We start from the raw sequence: 20,650 nt of genomic DNA, 5'->3' as shown, positions 1-20,650 counted from the left end.
CTGCCGGGCAACCGGCCAGGGGAGCAGATCCCGGTGCAGGCCTCAGGCCCTTGGCGGGCGCGCCGGGCGGACGGGGCGCGGGCGCCGCGCGGTGTCATGCTTCCACTCGCGCGGGCGGGACGACGACGTCGACGAGCCCGGTGGCCACGTCGTACACGAGCCCTGAGACGAAGACTCCGGCCGGAAGCTTCCGCCTGAGGACCTCGGCGTCGACGCGGACGGCCGCGACCGGGTCCGTGACCGCCCTGGCGCCCAGGTCTTCGGCCGGAACCTCGAAGTAGTCGGCCAGCAGGTCGGGGAACGGTGCCAGGTCCGTGATCCCGCAGTCGGTGTGGTGCAGGACCGCATAGTGGACGTCGCCCCGGCGAGGGCCGCCCGTGCGGGCCTGGACGACCTTCGAGAGCATCCCCAGCGTCCGGAGTGTCGCGGGCGTGACCCGGCCTCCCACGTTGCGGATCACCGCTGCCTCACCGAGCTTGAGCCCGAGCACGTCGGACGGGTCGACTCGCGGGTCGACGCATCCGATGACCGTCAGGCTTCCGCTGGGCATGAGTCCCAGGCCGGCGAACGATCCGCCGTCGGCGAACCCGGCGTTCCGCCTGGTCAGCTCGTCCGTGTCGATCACTGTGACGACAGCCCCTTCGCGCTACGAGCCCGGCCCCGGTGACGCCGACGGCAGCCTCCAGTTGCCGCCAATCCTGGACCGCCGCCGCCTCTCATGCCACTCGACTCCGCGACGCATCGTGGCCGTCCGAGAGACAGGACATTCCGAAGAGGGCCCGGGGGATCGGGCACGGCGAAAACCTCTGGAGCCGTCGTAGCACACATCGGTACTGTCCCCGGAATGACCTATCTGAGCCCCCTCGGCTATCTGCTCGGACTGGAGGGTGCCGCCCTGTTGCGCGGCTTCAAGGAGGGAAGCGCCGACCAGGCTTTCGTCGAGGCCCGGATCGCCGAGATCCGCCGGCTCCTGGACACCCCCGCCCTTGTTCAGGCCGAGAACGTCACAGCGGCTCCCGGCACGATCAGCACGGCCGAGGTCTACCAGTCCTGGGCATCGCACTACGACGCCCCCGGCAACCAGATGATCGACATCGAGCAGCCCATCGTCCGGCGCATCCTGGACAGCCTGCCGGTCGGCAGCGCACTGGACGCCGCCTGCGGAACCGGCCGGCACACCGCCTACCTGCACCGCCTCGGCCACCACGTGATCGGCGTCGACGCCTCGGCGGACATGCTCGCGCACGCACGCGAGCGCCTGCCGGACGTCACCTTCCTCGAGGCCGACCTGCACCAACTGCCGCTTCCCGACGATGCGGTCGACGTGGTGGTCTGCGCGCTCGCACTGGCGCACGTCCCCGACCTGGCGGCCGTGCTGGCGGAGTTCGCGCGCGTGCTGCGCCCAGGCGGTCATCTCGTGATCTCGGACCCACACCTGATCGTGTCCTATCTCAGGCCCACGCTCCCCCGCCGCCCCGGTCCGGACGGTCGTCCCTCCCTCCTCACCGAACACCACCGGCCGCTGAGCACGTACCTCTCGGCGGCTCTCCCCCTCGGCTTCCAGGTCCGGCGCTGCGAGGAACCCCGCCGACCGCTTCACTCCCTAGTCCCCGGCACCGCCCCGGAGCCGCTCCCGACCCACATGTCCTGGGACCTTCTGCACTGGTGCCCCGAAGCGTCGGCCGCCGCCCTGGACGAATCCCCCGTCGCTGTCGTCTGGCACTTCCAACTCGGAGGCTCCGACGCGGAGTGAACACATGCGGCCGGTGGGGGAAATGTGCTCTACATACGAGATGCCTGATATGAGACACTATTCCATGTGTGGCTTTTGGTGCTGAAGACAGCTGAGAGGAGTGCACCATGATCGCCAAGCTGCTCGGCAAACTGTCCTTCACCCGCCACTACGGTGCGTACGGCTCCCACGAGTGGGATGCGTACGCCGGCGACTAGGACCACCGCACAGCTGGCGGGCGCCTCCGGGCACCCGCCAGTTCCCAGCCCCGCTGCCGACGACATCGGCCTGGACAGGTACGAGAGCCGGGGACGATCGCATGGGCCGAGCGAATGAGCCGCCGCGTGAGCCGCCGAGGTTGCCCGGAGGCAGCTTCGCGGCCTGGAGCCGCGACCGGCTGGCGTTGGCGCGGCGTGGCGCTGAAGAGTGCGGGGACGTCTGGCAGCTGGAGCCGGGCGTCTACGTAGCCGCTGCGGCCGGGCCGTGCGAAGCAGTCCTGCGTCGCGCGCAGGATTTCCCCAAGGCACCCTCGCCTCTCTTCCCACCGCTGAAGCGGTCGAGCGGAGCACCGACGCCCGAGGAGCGTGCGTACGCGCACACCGCCCGCATGCGCGGACTGCGGGCGCAGGCGGTTGCAGCCCGGATCGGTGAGATCGCGCCCCTGACCGCCCGGTTCGCCGACCAGTTGCCCACGGGCCAGGACGTCGAGATCCTGCCCCGGGTCCGGCGTGTCCTGGCAGAGGTCGGCATGAACTACGTCTTCTCCGAAGACGCTCCCACCCTGCTGCCCCACGCCTCACAGCTTTTCCTGGCCCGCGAGGTACTCGTACGCCCCTCGCGGTGGGTGTGGCCACGCTGGATCCCCACACCGGCACGTCGGTTCCGGACACGGCAGCAGGTCGCCTTCACCGAGGCCTTGCGGCCCATCGTCCGCCGGCGCCGTTCATCGGGGCGGCTCGGTGACGACATGCTGGGGCAGATGCTCCGGCCCTCCCCCCACTACGGCCTGCTGCCGGAAGAGGCCGTCCTCGACACTCTCCCCGGGATCACCGTCGCCACCTTCGAGACCCCTTCCCGGGCGGCCGGATGGATTCTGCTCCACCTGGCCCGGCACCCCGAGGCGGCGGCCCGCGTCGCGGCCGAAGCCGCCGCGCTGCCCGCGGACCCGGCCGCGACGACCAGCGCCCACGTCGGTGGCCTGCGATACACCCAGGCACTGGTGAGTGAGGTGCTCCGGCTGTACCCCCCGAGCTGGCTGCTGACCCGGCGCGCCCCACGACGGACTCAGCTCGCCGACTACACCATCGACGCCGGATCCACCGTGCTCGTCTGCCCTTACACCGCCCACCGCGACGCACGGGAGTTCTCCGAGCCGGACCGGTTCCGGCCCGAGCGCTGGCTCGACGATTCGGGCTCGTCGGCGAAACCCGGGGTCTTCCTCTCTTTCGGCACCGGGCCCCATGGCTGCGAGGGAGCCGCTCTGGCCATGGCGATGCTGACGCTCCTGACAGCGCAGACCGCCCGCAGCTACCACCTGAGCGAGCCGCCGGGGCCGGAACCCAGCTACCAGGTCAGGACCCTCGAAGGTCTCGCAACCGTCGGCCTGCGGCTGCGCGCCTCCTCGCGCGGCTGAGGGCGGTCACGCTTCCGGGGCCAGGCCTCCTGGCCGGCCGGGTCATGGGCGGCCGGCTCCTGGGCGGCCGGCTCATGGGCGGCCGGCTCATGGGCGGCCGGCTCATGGGCGGCCGGCTCATGGGCGGCTCGTCGTGTGCCGCTGGTCGAACTCGTCGGCGAGGATGCCCATCATGACGAGGTCGCGGTGCCGGCCGGCGAGGAAGACGTGCTCCCGCAGGCGCCCCTCCTCGGTGAAGCCGAGCCGACGGAAGAGTGCCAGCGAGGCCTCGTTGTGGGCGAAGACCGCTGCCAGGCATTTGTGATAGCGCCGCTCGGCGAACATGAAGCGCAGCAGCAGCCCCAAGGCTTCTGTCGCGTAGCCGTTGCGCCGGTGGTCGGCGCCGATCGTGACGTCACACTCGAACCAGCCTGAACGACGGCCCGTGCGATGCGAGCCGACCGTGCCGACCAGCTCTCCCGTCGCCGTCGCTTCGACCGCCAACCGGAAGCGGTCGTCATCGCCCCTGGCAACGGCCTGCTCCTTCGCCCAGGCACGGTAACTCTCGGCGGACCGCGGCAGATCCGGGCGGCTCCCTCGCCGCCCGTCGTCGTCGGCGAAGCGCATGAACGCCGTCCAGTCGTCGGGCTCGACAGCGCGCAGGCGTACCCGATCACCGGTCCAGGACGATGCCATGCCCTATTGGATCACGCTGGGGTGCGCGCCAGGCCGAGAGGCACGCCATCCGAAGACCGATCGACCGATCAGGGGGACCGGTCCAGGGCAGCTTCGCGGGTTGTACGGGTCCGTCACGGCATCGGCCCGGTATCCGGGGCGCGGCTGGAAAGTGTTCTGGGTGGGGCTCGCCCGCCGCGCCCCGACGCGGTGGGGGTGGCGCGGGCCAAGGCGTAGGTGATGACGCAGGCCCAGGGCCGTCAGTCGTGCGGCCGGTGCTCGTTCTCGACGCGGCGTGCCGGCCCGGTCGGACGGGGGCTGCCGGCTGCGCTGTGCGGAGCCGTGCGGTGGTGCTCTGTTGTGGTCATGGAGCCGAGCAGCGCCAGTGCGTGGGCGGAGGGCGTGCCGGGCTCGGCGTGGTAGACGACCATGACCAGGTCATCGGTCCCGGTCACCGCGAGCTTGTCGCGGTGCAGGGTCAACTCGCCGACCTGTGGATGGTTCAGCCGGGTCGTCGCGCTGCGCCGGCCACGGATGTCGTGCCGAGCCCACAGCCGGCGGAACCGGTCGCTGCTCAGGGACAGCTCGCCCACCAGCTCGGCGAGCCGGCGGTCGTCGGTGTCGCCGCCGATCAAGGCCCTGAGCTGGGCCACGACATCGGCGGTGCCTTCTTCCCAGTCCGGGTGCAGGCGGCGGGATTCGGGATCGGTGAACAACGTGAGCAGCCGGTTGGAGCCCGGCGCCAGGTGCGGGGAGAGCGCGACGGCCATCGGATTGGCGGCCAGCACGTCCATGTACTTGTTCTGCACGAACGCCGGCACGGTGAGGGTCTGGACCAGTTGCCGGATGCTGGCCGGCACCTTTCCGGTTCGGGGCCGGGTGCGGCGCCGGGACTTCGGGCGCGCGAGCTGTCGAAGGTGTGCGGCGCCGTCCTCGTCCAGGCCGAGCGCGTCGGCCAGCGCGTCGAGCACCTGTGTCGAGGGCGTGCGGTCCCGTCCCTGTTCCAGGCGCAGGTAGTAGTCCGCGCTGATGCCGGCCAGCATGGCGACTTCCTCCCGCCGCAACCCGGGGACGCGGCGGATGCCGGTCGTCCGTACGCCGACGTCCTGCGGATGCACCAGGTGCCTTCGGGCCCGGAGGAATTCGCCGAGCATGTTGCCCGTCTCGGATGTGCCCATACCGCTGACGGTAACCGCTGCCGCCCGGATGTGGGTGGTCCTGCTTCTCCCAGGAACTTCTCGGCACTGCCACGCGGCAACGTTCCGCCGCAGGCTCGAGGGCAGGAGTCGACACAAGGAGTGGGAGCGATGACTCACACATGGTTCATCACCGGCGTCAACAGCGGATTCGGCCGACAGCTGACCGAACAGTTGCTCCACCGCGGCGACCGGGTCGCCGGCACGGTGCGCCGGGCGGGATCGGTGCGGGATCTGCAGGACAAGTACGGCGACCGGTTCTGGGTGGCGCGTCTGGACGTCACGCACACCCCGGCCGTGCGGCAGGTCGTGGACCGGGCGTTCGGCGAGCTGGGCCGGATCGACGTCGTGGTGAACAACGCCGGCTACGGCCTGTTCGGCGCGGCCGAGGAGGTCACCGACGAGCAGATCACGCACATCCTGGCCACGAACCTGGTGGGGTCCATCCAGGTCACCCGCGCCGCGCTGCCACATCTGCGCACCCAGGGCGGCGGGCGGCTCGTCCAGCTGTCCACCTACGGCGGCCAGGCCACCAACCCGGGCGCGTCGCTGTACCACGCCAGCAAGTGGGGCATCGAGGGGTTCATGGAGTCCGTGGCCAAGGAGGTCGCCCCGTTCGGCATCGAGGTCACCATCGTGGAGCCGGGTGGCGCCCGTACCGAATTCCGCTACGACAGCCTGCAGACCGCTACCCCGATGCCCGCCTACGACAACACCCCGGCCGCGATGACCCGCGGCGCGGGCGACCGCAGCCGACCGTCGCTCGGCGACCCCGCGAAGATGGCCGCCCGCATCATCGCCGGCGCCGAGCAGTCACCTGCCCCCGAACGCCTCGTGCTCGGCAGCGACGCCTACCGCTTCCTGCACGCCGCCCTCTCGGAACGCCTGGCCGACGTGGAATCGCAAGCGCAGATGGCGGGACTGACCGACTTCACGGACGAGCCCTGAAGCCCGCCCCACCGACGCCACCTGCGCATACCCCTCTCCTGAGGTTGGAAGAGGCTCACTCACTGCCGACTACGCGGGAGGGGCGTAGGGGTTCCCGTGGGACGTCGGCGGGCCGCCCCACCACACCCCTGGCGGCGGGACGGGAACCCAGTCCGGGCCGCGGTGGTCCAGCCACCACCTGCCGATGGTGTGGAACTTCTCCTCGAAGCTGCGGTCCCAGCTGAGGAACCCGGTCGTCGGCGCCCGCAGGCGGGTTCGGCGGCCGCCCGCCTCGTAGATCACGACGGTCCGGCTACCGAGGAGCGACTCGATCTGGACGGCCTGGACGTTCGACCACCGGATGGTCCGGCGGCGAAGGTTGTGCGCGATGGCCTCCGACGGTGTGAGAGTGACGCCGAACGAGCGCGAGGCGAGCAGCACCAGGGGCAACAGAACACCCCATATGACCAAGCCCGGGATGATTACGGGATCAAACGATTGCCTGTCCAGCAAGAGCGGGACCTGGGAGGTCAGGGCGACAGTGAATCCGGGCAGTACGGGCAGCAGGCGCTGGCTGGTCGTCAACCGGTAGCGGACGCGCTCCTGGGGCACAGCTGCAACCTGCGACTGCTCCACCGGTCCCCGCCCCCTCATCACACCATGCGGCCTGCGCCGCCGGCCCGTCGAAGCGCCAGGACAGCATGGCGGACCAGGGGCACGCTGTCCATGTACATGCCTGCTCCTGGGCGGCCCCTTGCTCGAGGCCGGCCGACAGCCCCGCGTGCTGGATCACTTGCCGGGCGAGTCCCCGCGGAGCGCGAGCGAGGAACGGATGCGGGACCGGGTCACGTCTCTCCCAGGGAAACCGAGCTCAGCCGGAATGTAGGAGGAATGCAGGAGGGGGGACTCCGCCGCTCGGCGTGCCACGCGCACGAAGCGGCGGCAGGACCACTCCGGGCAGCGGGGCTTCCGCACGAATGGCGGCAGCGGCCCCGCCGCCCGGATTTCCGGGGCCCGGGTGTCAGATGCTCAGCGCGATCGCGGCACCGATGCCGCCCAGGCCGAGCGCGACGGCGGCCGGGAGCCAGCCGCCCGAGCGCCAGGGGAAGAACCGGTCGAGGGAGAACCGGCCAGGGCCGATGGCGGTGAGGGCGAGGGCGACGACACAGATGGAGACGCTGTACTCGACTCCGCCGTTCTGGATCCACAGGCCGTGGGCGCCGCTCACGGTCGCCATGGCGTTGATCATCACGCCGACGACGGCCGCGGCCGCGAGCGGGGTGAGCAGGCCGACCGCCAGACCGAGGCCGCCGCAGAGTTCGGAGAGACCGCCGATGACGGCGAAGACCTTGCCCGGGTGGTAGCCGAGGGCGTCGAAGCCTCTGCCGGTGGCCGCCAGGCCCTGCCCCCCGAAGATGCCGAACAGCTTCTGCGCACCGTGGCCGGCCAGCAGCAGGCCGAAGGTCAGCCTGATCAGCAGCAGTCCGCACTCCGCGGCGGACAGCCCGGGCACCGGACCGGCGGCACGCGTCTCACCCGGCGGGCCCGAGGTGCCCCTTGCCGCCGTATCGGTGGGCCTGCGGGCCTCCGCGGGGGCGCGTACCTGGGTGAGTGACAGGGCGTGGGTTCGGCCGGGGGGGTGGAAATGCAGTGCACGCATGACAATGCCTTCACGAGCGGGGACAACCTGTCTGCCCGCCGTGCGGCGGGCCTCCCCCCCGTCATCCAGCATGGTGCCGGGCTTGCGATATATCTACGAAAATGCCGGAATATGTACTATTGCGGATGGCGATAACCGGCCGGGCGACGGCCCGTGGCCGCACACCCAGCGGGTCTTGGCACGTATCGGCGACCGACGCGGGCCGGTGGGGGCTGGTCGCGCAGTTCCTCCCCCCACTTTCGGCCGGGGGTACCCCCAGCGCCCCTGACGGGGCGCTCCAGCAGGCGCTTCTTCTTGAGCGGCACCATGGAGACGCGCGGTGACTGCCCCTTTTTCATGCGGAGCGTCTGCGGGATGAAGCCGTCTTCTTGGCAGCCGTCTTCTTCGCCGGTGTCTTCTTGGCCGCGGACTTGGCGGACGCGGACTTCGTGGCCGCCGCCTTCTTCGTGGCCGCCGCCTTCTTCGTCGCCGCCCTGCCCTCCGCCGTCTTGCCCTCCGCCGCCTTGCCCTCCGCCGTCTTCTTCGCCGCCGTCTTCTTCGCCGTGGACCGCCTCGCCGTCGTGCTCTTCGCCCCGGACGCGGACTTCTTGCCCTGCAGCGAGGTGACCTCCGCCTCCTCGGCCCCCTCCCCTCTGGACTCCTTCGCCGCCCGCACGCTCTTCTCCAGGGCCGCCATCAGGTCGAGGACCTTGCCGCCCTTCGCCGGTTCGGGGGCCTCGGGCGGGGTCTCGCCGGCCGCCTTGGCGGCGATGACCTCCTCCAGCGCCTCCCGGTACTCGTCGTGCAGGTCCTCCAGGTCGACCTCGCCGAGGGTGGCCATCAGGGCGTCCGCGAGGTCGAGTTCCTTGTCGCGGACGGTGACGTCGGCGTCGGGGGCGACCCCCTCCGGCGCGCGGACCTCGTCCGGCCAGAGCAGGCCGTGCATGGCGATGGCCTCGCCGACCACCCGGAGCATGCCGAGGCGCTCGCGGCCGCGCAGCGCGTACTTCGCGATGGCCACCTTGTTGCTGCGTTTGAGGGCTTCGCGCAGCAGGGTGTACGGCTTGGCGGCCGGAGCCCCCGAGGCCGCCAGGTAGTACGCCGCCTCCATCTGGAGCGGGTCGATCCGGTCGGCCGGGACGAACGCGACGATGTCGATGGTGCGGGCGGTGGGAATGGGCAGGTGGGACAGGTCCTCGTCGGTGATCGGGACGATCGTGCCGTCGGCGTCCTCGTACCCCTTGCCGATCTCCGACTGGGTGACCTCGCGGTCCTCCAGCTCGCAGAACTTGCGGTAGCGGATGCGGCCGTTGTCCTCGGTGTGGACCTGGCGGAAGGAGATCGAGTGGCTCTCCGTGGCGTTCACCAGCTTGATCGGGATGCTGACGAGCCCGAAGGAGATCGCGCCGTTCCAGATGGATCGCACGTGCGGCTTCCCTCCGTCCGATGACCGGGATTTGTATGAGATTGTCATCGTATGACGCCGATCACAGAGGTGGACGGGCGGAGGGTCGCGCTCAGCAACCTGGACAAGGTGCTGTATCCGGCGACCGGGTTCACCAAGGGCGAGCTGCTGCACTACTACGCGACGGCGTCCGGGGTCCTGCTGCCGCACCTGCGGGACCGGCCGGTCTCGTTCCTCCGGTACCCGGACGGCCCCGACGGGCAGGTGTTCTTCGCCAAGAACGTGCCGCCGGGTACGCCCGAGTGGGTCACGACCGCCGAGGTGCGCCGGTCGGAGGGGGCGGCCCGGATGGTGCTGGTGCAGGACCTCGCGAGTCTGATGTGGGCGGCGAACCTGGTCGCCGAGTTCCACACGCACCAGTGGCTGGTGGGGACGCCGGACGAGGCCGACCGGATCGTCTTCGACCTGGACCCCGGTGCGCCGGCGACGGTGGTGCAGTGCTGTGAGGTCGCGCTGTGGCTGCGGGAGCGGCTGGCGGCGGACGGGATCGAGGCGTACGCCAAGACGGCCGGGTCGAAGGGGCTGCATCTGCTGGCGGCGGTGCGGGGGGCGTCCAGCGAGCGGGTGAGCGAGTACGCGAAGGAACTGGCCGTGGCCGCGGAGCGGGCGCTGCCGCGGCTGGTGGTGCACCGGATGACGCGGAGTCTGCGCCCGGGGAAGGTGTTCGTGGACTGGAGCCAGAACGCGGGGCGGAAGACGACGGCCACGCCGTACACGGTGCGGGCGCGGCGGGAGCCGACGGTGTCGGCGCCGGTCACGTGGGAGGAGGTCGAACAGTGCCGGGCGGCGGGCCAGCTGGTGTTCCGGGCGGGGGACATCGCGCCGCGCGTCCAGGACCACGGGGACCTGCTGGCCCCGCTGCTGGACGCGGGGCGCGCGGCGACGCTGCCCTGAGGGCCCCCGAGGGGCCTACACCCTCCCCCACGTGTTCCGGTCCCGCGCCATCGCGTGCAGGGCCTCCACGTCCGCCGGCTTGAGGACGCCGCCCAGGCGGGAGAGGGTGTCCAGGTCCCGGTCGCGGAGGATGTGGACCTCGCGCGGCGGGGCGGTCAGCGTGACGTCCGCCGGTTCGGTCAGGGCCAGGACCGGGCGGACCTCGGCCGTGAGGGCGTACGAGGCCCGGTCGGCGTCCGCCCGCAGGCGGCGCAGGAGCGGCCGGGGGTCACGCCGACCCAGTGTGATCATCGGGTCGGCGACCAGAACCTTCTGCTTCCGGGCGTAGAGGGAGTGCACGCAGAACAGGCCGCCCGGCCCGATCAGCAGGTGGTGCAGGCGGTCGCCGCCGGGCAGCGGGACGGAGTGCAGGGCGTGCCAGCCGGCGCCGTCCAGGCGGTCCAGGGCGTCGCCGACGGTCTGTTCCGCGGTCAGGGCGCGGCGGCGCGGGTCGGGGCGCAGGCGGTGGGCCGGGCCGGGGTCCCGGTCGATGGCGACCAGCAGCGCCTCGCCGGGGCGGTTGGGGGCGAGGTCGTCGTCGGGATGCAGGCTCAGCCGGGCCAGTTCGGCGGGGGTCGGCACGGGTGGCGGGCCGATCGTGACCGGCCCGGTCAGGAACGGCCTGAGAGTCTCCAGCACGTCGTCCCGCCGCTCCTCGCTGAGCAGGTTGACCCGGCCCGCCTCCCGGTCGTACCAGGCGATGTTCCTTCCGTCCGTGAGGCATACGTACAGTCGCTCCTGGCCGTGCCGCCAGGCCGGCACGACGCGCAGTCCGCTCATTGCGTCATCACCCCTCGACCATGGGAACAGGCGGGGTGCTCCAGGGGCAAGAACCCCGCTACCTTTGACAGGGGTTGGCGCGCGCAGCGGGGAGGCGCCGGGTGCGGATCCGTGGGGAGCAGTACGACGTACCGGCTCCGGACAGTCCTTGGAGCGAGGTGCTGCCCGGGTTGTGGATGGGCGGTCACGAGTTCCGGGCGCGTTCGGGGCAGCTGGAGGCTGCCGTGGTGCGGGACGAGTTCGATCTCGTGCAGAGCCTGCTCAGGATGCCCGGACACGGTCCGGCCGACGGGGTCGAGCACCATGTGTGGCCGATACCGGACGGGCCGCTGGACGGCACCCAGCTCGCCGGGGTGATGCGGCTCGCGCGGGCGGCCAGCGAGGCGCTGGACGCGGGGCGGTCGGTGCTGGTTCGCTGCTACAGCGGGTACAACCGGTCGGGGCTCGTGGTCGCGCAGGCGCTGGTGCACCAGGGGCGTACGGCCGAGGAGGCGATCCGGCTGGTACGGGCCCGGCGCTCGCCCTGGGCGCTGCACAACGAACTGTTCGTGGCCTACCTGAGGGCCGGCCTGTCCACCGCCCGTCTCCTGGAGGACCTCGCCGAGTAGCCTCTCCCGTGCACCGGCACCCCCAGGCGCAAAAAGGACTTCCCTACAAAACCGCGAATAAGGTGTACGGGGCCTCCGCACCCATCGACCACCGACCCCGCCGAGCCAGGAGCAGCGTGCCAGCCCGTCGTCCCGTCCGCACCGCCGTGACCGCGGTCGCCGTCGCCCTGCTGGCGCTGACCGCGGCCGGCTGCGGCGACTCCGGCGGGCTGCGCGGGGCCGGGGCGGCACCGACCGCGGTCAGTCCCGCGAAGCTCTGGCCCGACCTGAGGCCGGCGTCCAGCCCGGCCTGGCCCTACGACGAGGGCAGCACGGAGACCGTGAAGGGGATCACGGTTCCCGGCGGCGACATCCGCCGGGTGGATCCGGTGGCCGTCGTACGGGCGGAGATCGCCTCGGACCCGGCGGACTACGGGTCCAAGGGGGTGTACCACGAGACGGCGGAGCGGCTGCAGGAGTGCTCGGCGGGCGGCGGTGGGGCGCGCTGTCCGCTGCTGAAGCCGTACTACCGGGACCTCACCGGGGACGGGCGGGACGAGCTGACGCTCGGCTTCCGGCTGTATCCGACGAACCAGACCGCGCTGCGCGTGTACACCGTCGAGAAGAACCGGCTCGAACAGGTCCTCGACGACGACGACGCGATCATCGGCGTCGAGCTGGCCGGGCGGACGGTGATCGTACGGTCGCCGGCCGGGATCAGCGGGTACGAGTACCGGACGACCTGGGCGTGGGACCCGGAGCGGAAGGCGATGGTGTTCACCCGGGACGAGTTCCTGCGCACCGGCAAGGGGCGCCACACCCGCAGACCTGCGCCCTCGGCCTCGGCGGGCACGCGATGAGACTCCCCCGCTGGGCCGGGACGCTGGCGGCGAAGTCGGCCGCGTTCATCACGGTGATGTGCTGTGCGCTGGCCGCGCTGCTCGGCGTCCTGGTGCATGTGTCGGTCACCGACCAGACCGTCGCCCAGGCCCGCGACCAGGCGCTGACCCGGCTCGCGGAGGCGACGGCCGCGTACGAGGCGGGGGACGCGCTGCCGCGGGGCGCCCGCGTCGACCCGCGGGGGCTGCCGGCGCAGCTGCGGGCGCTGGCGCTGGCCGGGGACCGCGGCACGATGGTCGCCCGGGACGACGGTCAGCCCACGATGTGGGCGGCGGGCCCGGCCGACCGGCACCGGGCGCTCGCGGTGGCCGTCGACTACTCCCAGCAGGCCCGCACCATCGCCGGCCTGGACAGCTCCATCCTCTGGTCGTCGGCGCTGGCCATCGGGGCGACGCTGCTGGTCGGGGCGTTCGCGGTGACCCGGGTGACCCGGCGGCTGCACGGCACCGCGCAGGTGGCCCGGCGGATCAGCGCCGGGGACCTGGACGCCCGCGTGGACGATCCCCGCACCAAGGACCCGACCCGCCCGCAGGACGAGGTGGCCGCCGTCGCCGCCGCGCTGGACGGGATGGCCGCGTCGCTGCAGAGCAAGCTGCTGAGCGAGCAGCGGTTCACGGCCGACGTGGCGCACGAGCTGCGGACGCCGCTGACGGGGCTGCACGCGGCGGCGGAACTGCTGCCTCCGGGACGGCCGACGGAGCTGGTGCGGGACCGGGTGGCGGCGCTGCGCACGCTCACCGAGGACCTGCTGGAGATCTCCCGCCTCGACGCGGGCCGGGAACGGCTGGAGACCGACGCGGAGGCGTTGGGCACGCTGGCCGAGCGGGTGGTGCGGGCGTCCGGGACGGAGACCGAGGTGAAGGTCGTACGGGACGTGTGGGTCGAGACCGACCGGCGGCGGCTGGAACGGGTGCTGGGGAACCTGGTCGCCAACGCGCACCGGCACGGGCGGGGGCCCGTGGTGCTGACGGTGGAGGGGAAGGAGGTCACCGTGCGGGATCACGGGGACGGCTACCCCGACTACCTGGTGGCCCACGGCCCGCAGCGGTTCCGGACGGAGGGCGGGGCCAGGGGGCACGGGCTGGGGCTGACGATCGCGGTGGGGCAGGCGGAGGTGCTGGGCGCGCGACTGTCGTTCGCCAACGCGATCGGCGGCGGGGCGGTGGCGACGTTGACGCTCCCGTAGGGGGGTGAGCGGTGGGTTGCGCGGCTGCGGGTGGTGCGTGGCTGGTCGCGCAGTTCCCCGCGCCCCTGAAGGGGCGCACTGCAGCGCCCCTTCTTTCAGGGGCGCTGGGGGTACCCCCGGCCGAAGGTTGGGGCAGGAACTGCGCGAGCAACCCCCACCGGCCGGCACATGCATCGCTCCCCTCGGCCCCCCTTCGGCTCACTGCAAAGGGCGCCCCCATCCGACCCCTCCTAGCGTGGCGAATAGCCAGGTCCGCACCGATCGCCCGCCGGAGGCACCATGTTCCCCCGCCGCACCCTCATAGCCGTCACCGCCGCCCTCGTCACCCTCTGCGGCACCGCGCCCGCGCTCGCCGACGACGGCTGGGACGGCGCCGACCCGGTGACCGGCCAGTTCGTCGATCCCGACGACGGCCGCCTCGACGGCGTCGGCAACACCGGCGGCACCGGCGGCACCGTTGGCAACGACGACTTCGACTTCCTCGGCCCCGGCGGCCCGGACGACCCCGGCCGTACGCCACGCGGGCACTGACCCGCAGAACACTCAACTCCCACTATTTGGGTAAGTTCCGGGCATGACCAAGGCCGGAACCACCCTGGCGGCGACCGCGACCCCCACCTCCGCCGTACGTCTCCCCCGGCGCCGTGGCATCGAACTCTCCCTGATCGTGCTGGCCGTCCTGCTCTCCATGTACGGCTACTGCGCGGTCGGCCTGGCAAAGACCGGCACCGTCCCGCCCGGCGCCGCCGGTTACGGCGCCGGCCTCGGGATCCTCGCGCTCGTCGCCCATCTCGCCGTACGCTTCCGCGCCCCGTACGCCGACCCGCTGCCGCTCCCGATCGGCGTGCTGCTCAACGGACTGGGCCTGGTCCTGATCTACCGGCTCGACCTGCAGACCCCCGGCGACCGCGCGGCCCCCGCCCAGCTCGTCTGGTCCACCCTGGGCGTCGGCCTGTTCATCATGGTCGTGCTGATGCTCCGCGACCACCGCGTGCTCCAGCGCTACGCGTACGTCTGCGTCGCCGCCGCGCTCGTCCTGCTGCTCCTGCCGATCCTCTTCCCGGCCGTCAACGGAGCCCGGATCTGGGTCAGGGCCGCCGGATTCTCCATCCAGCCCAGCGAGTTCGCGAAGGTGCTGCTCGCGGTGTTCTTCGCCGCGTACCTGGCGGCCAACCGCAACACGCTCGCGTACGCGGGCCGCCGGCTGTGGTTCATGCAGTTCCCCACCGGGCGGGTGCTCGGCCCGATCGTCACCATCTGGCTGGTGAGCGTCGGCGTCCTGATCCTCGAACGCGACCTCGGCACCTCGCTGCTCTTCTTCGGCCTCTTCGTCGTCATGCTGTACGTCGCCACCGGGCGCACCGGCTGGATCGCCGTCGGCCTGCTGCTCGCCGTCTTCGGCGCGGTCGCCGTCGGCCGTCTGGAACCGCACGTGCACGGCCGTATCGAGGACTGGCTGCACCCGTTCGCCTCGATCGACGCGGGCCAGGGGCCGAACCAACTCGCCCAGTCCCTCTTCGCGTTCGCGGCCGGCGGGGTCCTCGGCACCGGACTGGGTCTCGGCCACTCCGTCCTCATCGGCTTCGCCGCCAAGTCGGACTTCATCCTGGCCACCGCGGGCGAGGAACTCGGCCTCGCCGGACTCTCCGCGATCTTCCTCCTCTACGGCCTGCTCGTCGAGCGCGGCTACCGGGCCGGCCTCGCCCTGCGCGACCCCTTCGGCCGGCTCCTCGCGGTCGGGCTCGCCTCGATCCTCGCGCTCCAGGTGTTCGTGATCGCGGGCGGGGTGACCGGGCTGATCCCGCTGACCGGCATGGCGATGCCGTTCCTCGCCCAGGGCGGCTCCTCGGTCGTCACCAACTGGGCGATCGTGGCCCTGCTGATCCGGGTGAGCGACTCGGCCCGCCGCCACTACGACGGGCAGGTGGCCCCATGAGCACCGGGCACGACCGCCGGCGGGGCGGCATGGCCAGGTACGTCCGGCGGGCCCGCGCCCTCTGCGCCCTGCTGCTGTTCGCCCTCCTCGTCAACGCGGCCCGCGTCCAGGTCGTGAAGGCCAGGGAGTACGACGACAACCCCGCCAACCGCCGCAACTCGATCGCCCGTTACGGCCTCCCCCGCGGCGACATCCTGGTCGGCGGCGCGCCGGTCACCGGCTCCCGGGACAGCGGGGAGCAGCTGCGCTACGAACGCACCTATCCGCAGGGCCCGTTGTACGCCCCGGTCACCGGCTTCGCCTCTCAGCTGTACGGCACCACGTTCCTGGAGCACGCCGAGGACGGGGTGCTCTCCGGGACCGACCCGCTGCTGTCGCCGCTCCCGCTGTGGAACGACACCGGGCGGGCGGTGAACCCGGGCGGGAACGTCGTCACGACCCTGAACCGGTACGCCCAGGAGGCCGCCTTCCGGGGACTCGGCTCGCGCAAGGGCGCGGTCGCCGCGATCGAACCGGCGACCGGCCGGATCCTCGCCCTGGTCTCCACGCCGTCGTACGACCCCTCCGAACTGTCCGGCAACGGCGAGGCGGTGACCTCGGCCTGGGCGCGGCTGAACGACGACCCTGAGAAGCCGATGCTCAACCGGGCGGTGCGGCAGACGTATCCGCCGGGCTCGACCTTCAAGGTGGTCACGGCGGCCGCCGCCCTGGACGCGGGCGTGGTCACCGACCTGGACGCGCCGACCGACTCCCCCGACCCCTACCGGCTGCCGGGCACCACGACCCGGCTGACCAACGAGGGCGACGGCTGCGCGGACGCCTCGCTGCGGGCGGCCTTCGAGTGGTCCTGCAACACGGTCTTCGCGAAGCTGGGCGTGGACGTGGGGGCGGCGAGCATGACGGCGACGGCCCAGGCGTTCGGCTTCAACGACACCCGGTTGCGCATCCCGTTCACCGCCGCGCCGAGCACCTTCGACACGAGCGTGGACAAGGCACAGCTGGCCCTGTCCTCGATCGGGCAGTACAACACCCGGGCCACGCCGCTGCAGATGGCGATGGTCGCGGCGGCGGTGGCCGACGGGGGGCTGGCGCACCCGCCGTACCTGGTGGAGCGGACGGTGCGGCGGACCGGCGAGACGGTCGGCACGGGCGGTGCGGGGCCGGTCCGGCAGGTGATGAGTGCCGCGACGGCGGTGCGCGTGAAGGAACTCATGGTGGACGTGGTCGAGGAGGGCACCGGCACGAACGCGGCGATCCGCGGCGCCACGGTCGGCGGCAAGACAGGCACCGCGCAGCACGGCCTCGGCAACTCCGGGGTGCCGTACGCCTGGTTCGTGTCCTGGGCGCAGGCGGACGACGACCTGGAGCCGAAGGTCGCGGTGGCGGTGGTGGTCGAGGACGCGGCGGCCGACCGCGGGGAGATCAGCGGCGGCGGCGACGCGGCGCCGATCGCCCGGTCGGTGATGCGGGCGGTGCTCGGGTTCTGAGACGCGGAGTCAGCAAGTCGTGCGCGGGGGATTGACCGTCTTGCTGACAAGCGGTCTCATAAGAGTGGACGACGACTACTCCCGGGTAACGAGGTGAGGGAGCCATGACGACCCTGACGGAAGCCGACGCGGTCGACGGACTGCGGGACGCGCTCGGCCTGCTCAAGGACCGCGAGCAGGTGGCCGAACGGCTGCTCGTCTCCTCCGCGAAGCACTCCTTCGACCCGGACAAGGAGCTGGACTGGGACGCGCCCTTCGAGGAGGGCAAGTGGTTCTGGCCGCCGGAGCTGGTGTCGCTGTACGGCACGCCGATGTGGCAGCGGATGAGCGAGGAACAGCGGATCCTGCTCTCCCAGCACGAGGCCGCCGCGCTGGCCTCGCTGGGGATCTGGTTCGAGCTGATCCTGATGCAGCTGCTGGTCCGGCACATCTACGACAAGGCGGCGACGACCGCGCACGTGCGTTACGCGCTGACCGAGATCGAGGACGAGTGCCGGCACTCGAAGATGTTCGCGCGGCTGATAGCGCGCGGTGACGCGCCCTGGTACCCGGTGAGCCGCGCCCACCAGAACCTGGGCCGCCTCTTCAAGACGATCTCCACGACCCCCGGGTCCTTCACGGCCACCCTGCTCGGCGAGGAGGTCCTCGACTGGATGCAGCGGCTGACCTTCCCGGACGAGCGGGTCCAGCCGCTCGTCCGCGGGGTCACGCGGATCCACGTGGTCGAGGAGGCCCGGCACGTGCGGTACGCCCGCGAGGAGCTGCGCCGGCAGATGGTGACGGCGCCGCGGTGGTCGCAGGAGTTCACGCGGGTCACCTCCGGTGAGTTCGCACGGGTGTTCTCGGTCGCCTTCGTGAATCCGGAGGTCTACACGAACGTGGGGCTGGACCGGCGGGAGGCCGTGGCTCAGGTGCGGGCGAGTGGGCATCGGCGGGAGGTCATGCAGACCGGCGCGAAGCGGCTGACCGACTTCCTGGACGACATCGGGGTTCTCCGGGGGGCTGGGCGGCGGTTGTGGAAGAGCTCGGGGCTGCTGGCTTGAGTGTCGGGTGCGGGTGGGTGGGGGCTGGTCGCGCAGTTCCTCCCCCGGCCTTCGGCCGGGGGTACCCCCAGCGCCCCTTCAGGTGGGTGTCCGCACCGCATGCCGAGACAGCCCCGCGCCTTGCCTAGGTGGAAGTCGGCGCCGTCGGCGGCAATGTCCCGAAGCTGTCGTCCGGGCCCTCTGTCGCCGTCTTCGGGATCGCCGGGGGCGTGTAGGAGGCCAGGGAGGCCGCCTTCGGATCGGGGCGTACCGCGCCCAGGATCGGGTTGGCGGCGATCGGGGAGACCTTGATCTTCGCGCCGGGGCGGGGGGCCTGGACCACCTTGCCGCCGCCGAGGTAGAGGGCCACGTGGGTGGCCTCGGGGAAGTAGACGACCAGGTCGCCGGGGCGCAGGCGGTTCAGGGGGACGTGGGGCAGGTCGGCCCACTGCTCCTGGCTGGTACGCGGGATCGGGGTGCCGGCGTGGCCCCAGGCCTGGGAGGTCAGGCCCGAGCAGTCGTACGACACCGGGCCCGCCGCTCCCCACTGGTACGGCTTCCCCAGCTGCTGCACGGCGTAGCGCACCGCGCGGTCGCCGGCCGGGGAGGGGGGCGGCGTGGCGGTGCCCAGGGCGCCGGACGTGGTGAGCTTGCGCTGGGCGTCCGCCGTCTTCTCCTTCTCCAGGTCGGCGACCGCGGTGAGCTGGTCGGGGGTGAGGGACACCAGCATGCGCTCCACGTCCAGGAGGCGGGTGCGGACCTCGTCACGCTGCTTCTTCTGCTTCTCGGCGAGGGCGAGTCGGGTGTCGAGCGCGGTGCGGGCCCGGCGGGCCAGGTCGGCGTGGTTCCGCTCGTCGTCGGTCAGCCGGCCCACCGTCTTCGCCCGCTCGCGCGCCAGCTCGCCGATGACATGACCCTCGTCGAGCGCGTGCTGCGGGTCACGGGCGAGCAGCAGCCGCAGGTACGGGGAGATCGCGCTGGTGTTCTGGTACTGCTGCCGGGCCAGCCGGCCCGCCTCGGCCCTGCTGGTGTGCAGGGAGCGCCGGGCGAGGGCCAGCTCGCCGTCCAGGCGGGTCACCTCGGCGCGCTGCCGCTGCAGCCGTTCCGCCGTCGCGTTGTAGGTCTCGGTGGCCTGTTCGGTCTGCCGGTACGCCTGCTGCAGGTCCGTCAGCAGCCCGGCGACCGGCTGCGCCGGGTCGGGTGCGGCGAGGGCGGGCAACGGCGCGAGGACGGCCTGGGCCGCCGCCACCGCGGCCGTACAGGCCAGACGCAGGAACCTTCCTGACACGTCATCACCTCCGATGCGGGACGGTCTCTCCGTTCCACATCGCGATGATCACGTGATTATCAGATGTGTATGCGTGGTCCGCGCGGCGCATGTGCGCCGTACGGCGCAACCATGTCACCCGTCGGTGCCGTCGGGCCTCCGGGCCGGGCCCTGCTTCGACCACGGCCACTTCGGCCCGCCGCCGGCCCCCTTGCCCGTCGGGTCGTACTCGTACTTCCAGCCCTGGGACAGGCCCAGCCTCCCCCACGCTCGGCTTCGCTCGCGCGGGGGGACCCCCACGCCCTGTCCCCGGGACACCCGGCGGTAGACCAGGACGGTGGGCGGGCCGCCCGCCGGGTCCGGGACCGGGATGCGGTACGTCTTCGGGGGGTGGCCGGTCATGCCGAGCAGCACGGGCAGCACCCGCCCGTCCATGGGGCCGCCCTCGAAGGGGGTGTCCTGACTCTTCACGACACCAGTTTCAGCCATCCGCCGCGAGGGCGTCGACGAGGGCCGCGGTCTGCGGGTCGCGGCGCGCGGTCACGCTGAGCACGGCGACGAACTGGTCCACCAGCCAGTCCCGCAACTCCTCCACGGGCGGCTGCTTGTCCTCGTCGAGCCAGATGAGGGAGGCCGCCTCGACGGCGGTGATCCACATCCGGACGGTCATCCGCAGCCGGGGGCCGGGGTCGGCGATGTCCAGGTGGCTGAGAATGTGCTGCGCGGCAGCCCGCCGTACGCCGTCCACGATCGCCGTCGTCCGCGAGGTCTCCACCACGCTGCCGCCCTGGAGCAGGGCGCTGAAGCCGGCGTCGTGCTGGTCGACGAAGGCGAGGTAGCGGTCGAGGGCGCGGGCGAGCCGGGGCAGGAGGGGGCCCTCACGGGGCTCGTCGAAGCAGTGTTCGAGTTCCTCGGCGGCCGACCTGAGGGCGGCCTCGTAGAGCTGCTGCTTGCCCCCGGGGAAGTAGCGGTACACCAGCGGGCGGGAGACCCCGGCCGCCTCCGCCACGTCGTCGAGCGACACCTCCTCCGGCGCCCGGTGCGCGAAGAGCGAGAGAGCCGCGTCGAGCAGCTGGCTGCGCCGCTCCTCGACGGACAGTCTGCGGTAGGCGGGGGTGGCGGCCTGGGGGGTCATGTGTGCAGGGTATGTGTTCCGCTGATGGTGCCGCGATGGGGTGGTGGTCGGGTGCGGCGCCGTCGTGGCTGGTCGCGCAGTTCCCCGCGCCCCTTCGGGGGCGCGTTGCCGCAGCGCCCCGCCAGGGGCGCTGGGGGTACCCCCGGCCGAAGGCTGGGGGAGGAACTGCGC

21 protein-coding genes are annotated in these 20,650 nt (G+C 72.2%); 11 read left to right on the top strand and 10 right to left on the bottom strand.

Annotation, left to right across the window (positions count from 1 at the left end; translation table 11 throughout):
- Positions 1 to 94 precede the first annotated feature (94 nt).
- Complete coding sequence (locus ACZ4UV_RS19020; RefSeq protein ID WP_467839095.1) at positions 95 to 625, bottom strand: carbonic anhydrase; 531 nt, start codon at positions 623 to 625, stop codon at positions 95 to 97.
- A gap of 219 nt (positions 626 to 844) precedes the next feature.
- Between ACZ4UV_RS19020 and ACZ4UV_RS19015 the strand changes: the two genes are divergently transcribed.
- Positions 845 to 1,753 (top strand): class I SAM-dependent methyltransferase, encoded by a 909-nt coding sequence (locus ACZ4UV_RS19015; protein WP_451019412.1) that lies wholly within the window; start codon positions 845 to 847, stop codon positions 1,751 to 1,753.
- A 586-nt stretch (positions 1,754 to 2,339) separates the two neighbouring features.
- Positions 2,340 to 3,365: a cytochrome P450 gene (locus tag ACZ4UV_RS19010; RefSeq protein ID WP_467839091.1), complete on the top strand. Its 1,026-nt coding sequence runs from the start codon at positions 2,340 to 2,342 to the stop codon at positions 3,363 to 3,365.
- 117 nt (positions 3,366 to 3,482) lie between these two features.
- On the opposite strand, the gene ACZ4UV_RS19005 is transcribed toward ACZ4UV_RS19010, so the two are convergent.
- Both ACZ4UV_RS19005 and ACZ4UV_RS19000 read right to left on the bottom strand, forming a co-directional pair.
- The gene (locus ACZ4UV_RS19005) at positions 3,483 to 4,040 is read right to left on the bottom strand and encodes a GNAT family N-acetyltransferase (RefSeq protein WP_451019414.1); all 558 of its coding nucleotides are present in this window, start codon (positions 4,038 to 4,040) and stop codon (positions 3,483 to 3,485) included.
- Between the two features lie 239 nt (positions 4,041 to 4,279).
- Entirely contained in the window at positions 4,280 to 5,197 is a 918-nt protein-coding gene (locus ACZ4UV_RS19000) for a helix-turn-helix domain-containing protein (RefSeq protein ID WP_451019415.1), read from the bottom strand.
- 129 nt (positions 5,198 to 5,326) lie between these two features.
- Between ACZ4UV_RS19000 and ACZ4UV_RS18995 the strand changes: the two genes are divergently transcribed.
- A complete protein-coding gene (locus tag ACZ4UV_RS18995) occupies positions 5,327 to 6,163 on the top strand; it encodes an SDR family oxidoreductase (RefSeq protein ID WP_451019416.1) in 837 nt (278 codons plus the stop codon).
- Between the two features lie 69 nt (positions 6,164 to 6,232).
- Here the strand turns inward: ACZ4UV_RS18995 and ACZ4UV_RS18990 are convergent, their stop codons facing one another.
- The 3 genes from ACZ4UV_RS18990 to ku all read right to left on the bottom strand — a co-directional run bounded on the left by ACZ4UV_RS18990 (position 6,233) and on the right by ku (position 9,207).
- The gene (locus tag ACZ4UV_RS18990) at positions 6,233 to 6,592 is read right to left on the bottom strand and encodes a hypothetical protein (protein ID WP_451019417.1); all 360 of its coding nucleotides are present in this window, start codon (positions 6,590 to 6,592) and stop codon (positions 6,233 to 6,235) included.
- A gap of 571 nt (positions 6,593 to 7,163) precedes the next feature.
- Positions 7,164 to 7,646 carry a DoxX family protein gene (locus ACZ4UV_RS18985; RefSeq protein WP_451019427.1) on the bottom strand — a complete coding sequence of 161 codons (483 nt, stop codon included), beginning with the start codon at positions 7,644 to 7,646 and terminating at the stop codon, positions 7,164 to 7,166.
- A 490-nt stretch (positions 7,647 to 8,136) separates the two neighbouring features.
- Positions 8,137 to 9,207: a non-homologous end joining protein Ku gene (gene ku / locus ACZ4UV_RS18980; protein ID WP_467839086.1), complete on the bottom strand. Its 1,071-nt coding sequence runs from the start codon at positions 9,205 to 9,207 to the stop codon at positions 8,137 to 8,139.
- Between the two features lie 51 nt (positions 9,208 to 9,258).
- On the opposite strand from ku, the gene ligD reads away from it, so the two are divergent.
- Positions 9,259 to 10,140, top strand: coding sequence for a non-homologous end-joining DNA ligase (ligD, locus tag ACZ4UV_RS18975; RefSeq protein WP_451019419.1), 882 nt, complete (start codon positions 9,259 to 9,261; stop codon positions 10,138 to 10,140).
- Between the two features lie 15 nt (positions 10,141 to 10,155).
- Here ligD and ACZ4UV_RS18970 read toward each other — a convergent pair whose 3' ends face one another.
- The gene (locus tag ACZ4UV_RS18970) at positions 10,156 to 10,959 is read right to left on the bottom strand and encodes a nuclease-related domain-containing protein (RefSeq protein ID WP_467839083.1); all 804 of its coding nucleotides are present in this window, start codon (positions 10,957 to 10,959) and stop codon (positions 10,156 to 10,158) included.
- Between the two features lie 101 nt (positions 10,960 to 11,060).
- Here ACZ4UV_RS18970 and ACZ4UV_RS18965 point away from each other — a divergent pair, with 101 nt between their 5' ends.
- From ACZ4UV_RS18965 to ACZ4UV_RS18935, 7 genes are all read left to right on the top strand, one after another.
- Complete coding sequence (locus tag ACZ4UV_RS18965) at positions 11,061 to 11,567, top strand: protein-tyrosine phosphatase family protein (protein ID WP_451019421.1); 507 nt, start codon at positions 11,061 to 11,063, stop codon at positions 11,565 to 11,567.
- A 116-nt stretch (positions 11,568 to 11,683) separates the two neighbouring features.
- Positions 11,684 to 12,406 (top strand): hypothetical protein, encoded by a 723-nt coding sequence (locus ACZ4UV_RS18960; protein WP_451019422.1) that lies wholly within the window; start codon positions 11,684 to 11,686, stop codon positions 12,404 to 12,406.
- A complete protein-coding gene (locus ACZ4UV_RS18955) occupies positions 12,403 to 13,632 on the top strand; it encodes an ATP-binding protein (RefSeq protein ID WP_451019423.1) in 1,230 nt (409 codons plus the stop codon). The genes ACZ4UV_RS18960 and ACZ4UV_RS18955 overlap by 4 nt, the downstream gene beginning before the upstream one ends.
- Before the next feature lie 279 nt (positions 13,633 to 13,911).
- Positions 13,912 to 14,163: a hypothetical protein gene (locus tag ACZ4UV_RS18950; protein WP_451019424.1), complete on the top strand. Its 252-nt coding sequence runs from the start codon at positions 13,912 to 13,914 to the stop codon at positions 14,161 to 14,163.
- Positions 14,164 to 14,206: 43 nt separating this feature from the next.
- Entirely contained in the window at positions 14,207 to 15,568 is a 1,362-nt protein-coding gene (locus tag ACZ4UV_RS18945) for an FtsW/RodA/SpoVE family cell cycle protein (protein WP_390048914.1), read from the top strand.
- Positions 15,569 to 15,597: 29 nt separating this feature from the next.
- Positions 15,598 to 17,055, top strand: coding sequence for a penicillin-binding transpeptidase domain-containing protein (locus ACZ4UV_RS18940; protein ID WP_451019428.1), 1,458 nt, complete (start codon positions 15,598 to 15,600; stop codon positions 17,053 to 17,055).
- A gap of 104 nt (positions 17,056 to 17,159) precedes the next feature.
- Positions 17,160 to 18,098, top strand: a complete 939-nt coding sequence (locus ACZ4UV_RS18935) for an AurF N-oxygenase family protein (protein ID WP_093499118.1) — start codon at positions 17,160 to 17,162, stop codon at positions 18,096 to 18,098.
- Positions 18,099 to 18,222: 124 nt separating this feature from the next.
- On the opposite strand, the gene ACZ4UV_RS18930 is transcribed toward ACZ4UV_RS18935, so the two are convergent.
- From ACZ4UV_RS18930 to ACZ4UV_RS18920, 3 genes are all read right to left on the bottom strand, one after another.
- The gene (locus ACZ4UV_RS18930) at positions 18,223 to 19,365 is read right to left on the bottom strand and encodes a C40 family peptidase (protein WP_467839076.1); all 1,143 of its coding nucleotides are present in this window, start codon (positions 19,363 to 19,365) and stop codon (positions 18,223 to 18,225) included.
- 114 nt (positions 19,366 to 19,479) lie between these two features.
- Complete coding sequence (locus ACZ4UV_RS18925) at positions 19,480 to 19,815, bottom strand: hypothetical protein (protein WP_451019426.1); 336 nt, start codon at positions 19,813 to 19,815, stop codon at positions 19,480 to 19,482.
- A gap of 10 nt (positions 19,816 to 19,825) precedes the next feature.
- Entirely contained in the window at positions 19,826 to 20,479 is a 654-nt protein-coding gene (locus ACZ4UV_RS18920; RefSeq protein ID WP_390048905.1) for a TetR/AcrR family transcriptional regulator, read from the bottom strand.
- Between the last annotated feature and the right edge of the window lie 171 nt (positions 20,480 to 20,650).

The organism is Streptomyces sp. NPDC028289, assembly GCF_055565975.1.
Note: the sequence above shows the minus strand (reverse complement) of the source record. Positions and strands in the feature narration are given on the sequence as shown.

What these genes read in the sequence shown, in the direction of transcription:
- ACZ4UV_RS19015 (WP_451019412.1), top strand. Translation starts at nt 845, where the DNA reads ATGACCTATCTGAGCCCCCTCGGCTATCTGCTCGGACTGGAGGGTGCC.
- ACZ4UV_RS19010 (WP_467839091.1), top strand. Translation starts at nt 2,340, where the DNA reads ATGCGCGGACTGCGGGCGCAGGCGGTTGCAGCCCGGATCGGTGAGATC.
- ACZ4UV_RS19005 (WP_451019414.1), bottom strand. Translation starts at nt 4,040, where the DNA reads ATGGCATCGTCCTGGACCGGTGATCGGGTACGCCTGCGCGCTGTCGAG.
- ACZ4UV_RS19000 (WP_451019415.1), bottom strand. Translation starts at nt 5,197, where the DNA reads ATGGGCACATCCGAGACGGGCAACATGCTCGGCGAATTCCTCCGGGCC.
- ACZ4UV_RS18995 (WP_451019416.1), top strand. Translation starts at nt 5,327, where the DNA reads ATGACTCACACATGGTTCATCACCGGCGTCAACAGCGGATTCGGCCGA.
- ligD (WP_451019419.1), top strand. Translation starts at nt 9,259, where the DNA reads ATGACGCCGATCACAGAGGTGGACGGGCGGAGGGTCGCGCTCAGCAAC.
- ACZ4UV_RS18970 (WP_467839083.1), bottom strand. Translation starts at nt 10,959, where the DNA reads ATGAGCGGACTGCGCGTCGTGCCGGCCTGGCGGCACGGCCAGGAGCGA.
- ACZ4UV_RS18955 (WP_451019423.1), top strand. Translation starts at nt 12,403, where the DNA reads ATGAGACTCCCCCGCTGGGCCGGGACGCTGGCGGCGAAGTCGGCCGCG.
- ACZ4UV_RS18950 (WP_451019424.1), top strand. Translation starts at nt 13,912, where the DNA reads ATGTTCCCCCGCCGCACCCTCATAGCCGTCACCGCCGCCCTCGTCACC.
- ACZ4UV_RS18945 (WP_390048914.1), top strand. Translation starts at nt 14,207, where the DNA reads ATGACCAAGGCCGGAACCACCCTGGCGGCGACCGCGACCCCCACCTCC.
- ACZ4UV_RS18940 (WP_451019428.1), top strand. Translation starts at nt 15,598, where the DNA reads ATGGCCAGGTACGTCCGGCGGGCCCGCGCCCTCTGCGCCCTGCTGCTG.
- ACZ4UV_RS18935 (WP_093499118.1), top strand. Translation starts at nt 17,160, where the DNA reads ATGACGACCCTGACGGAAGCCGACGCGGTCGACGGACTGCGGGACGCG.
- ACZ4UV_RS18920 (WP_390048905.1), bottom strand. Translation starts at nt 20,479, where the DNA reads ATGACCCCCCAGGCCGCCACCCCCGCCTACCGCAGACTGTCCGTCGAG.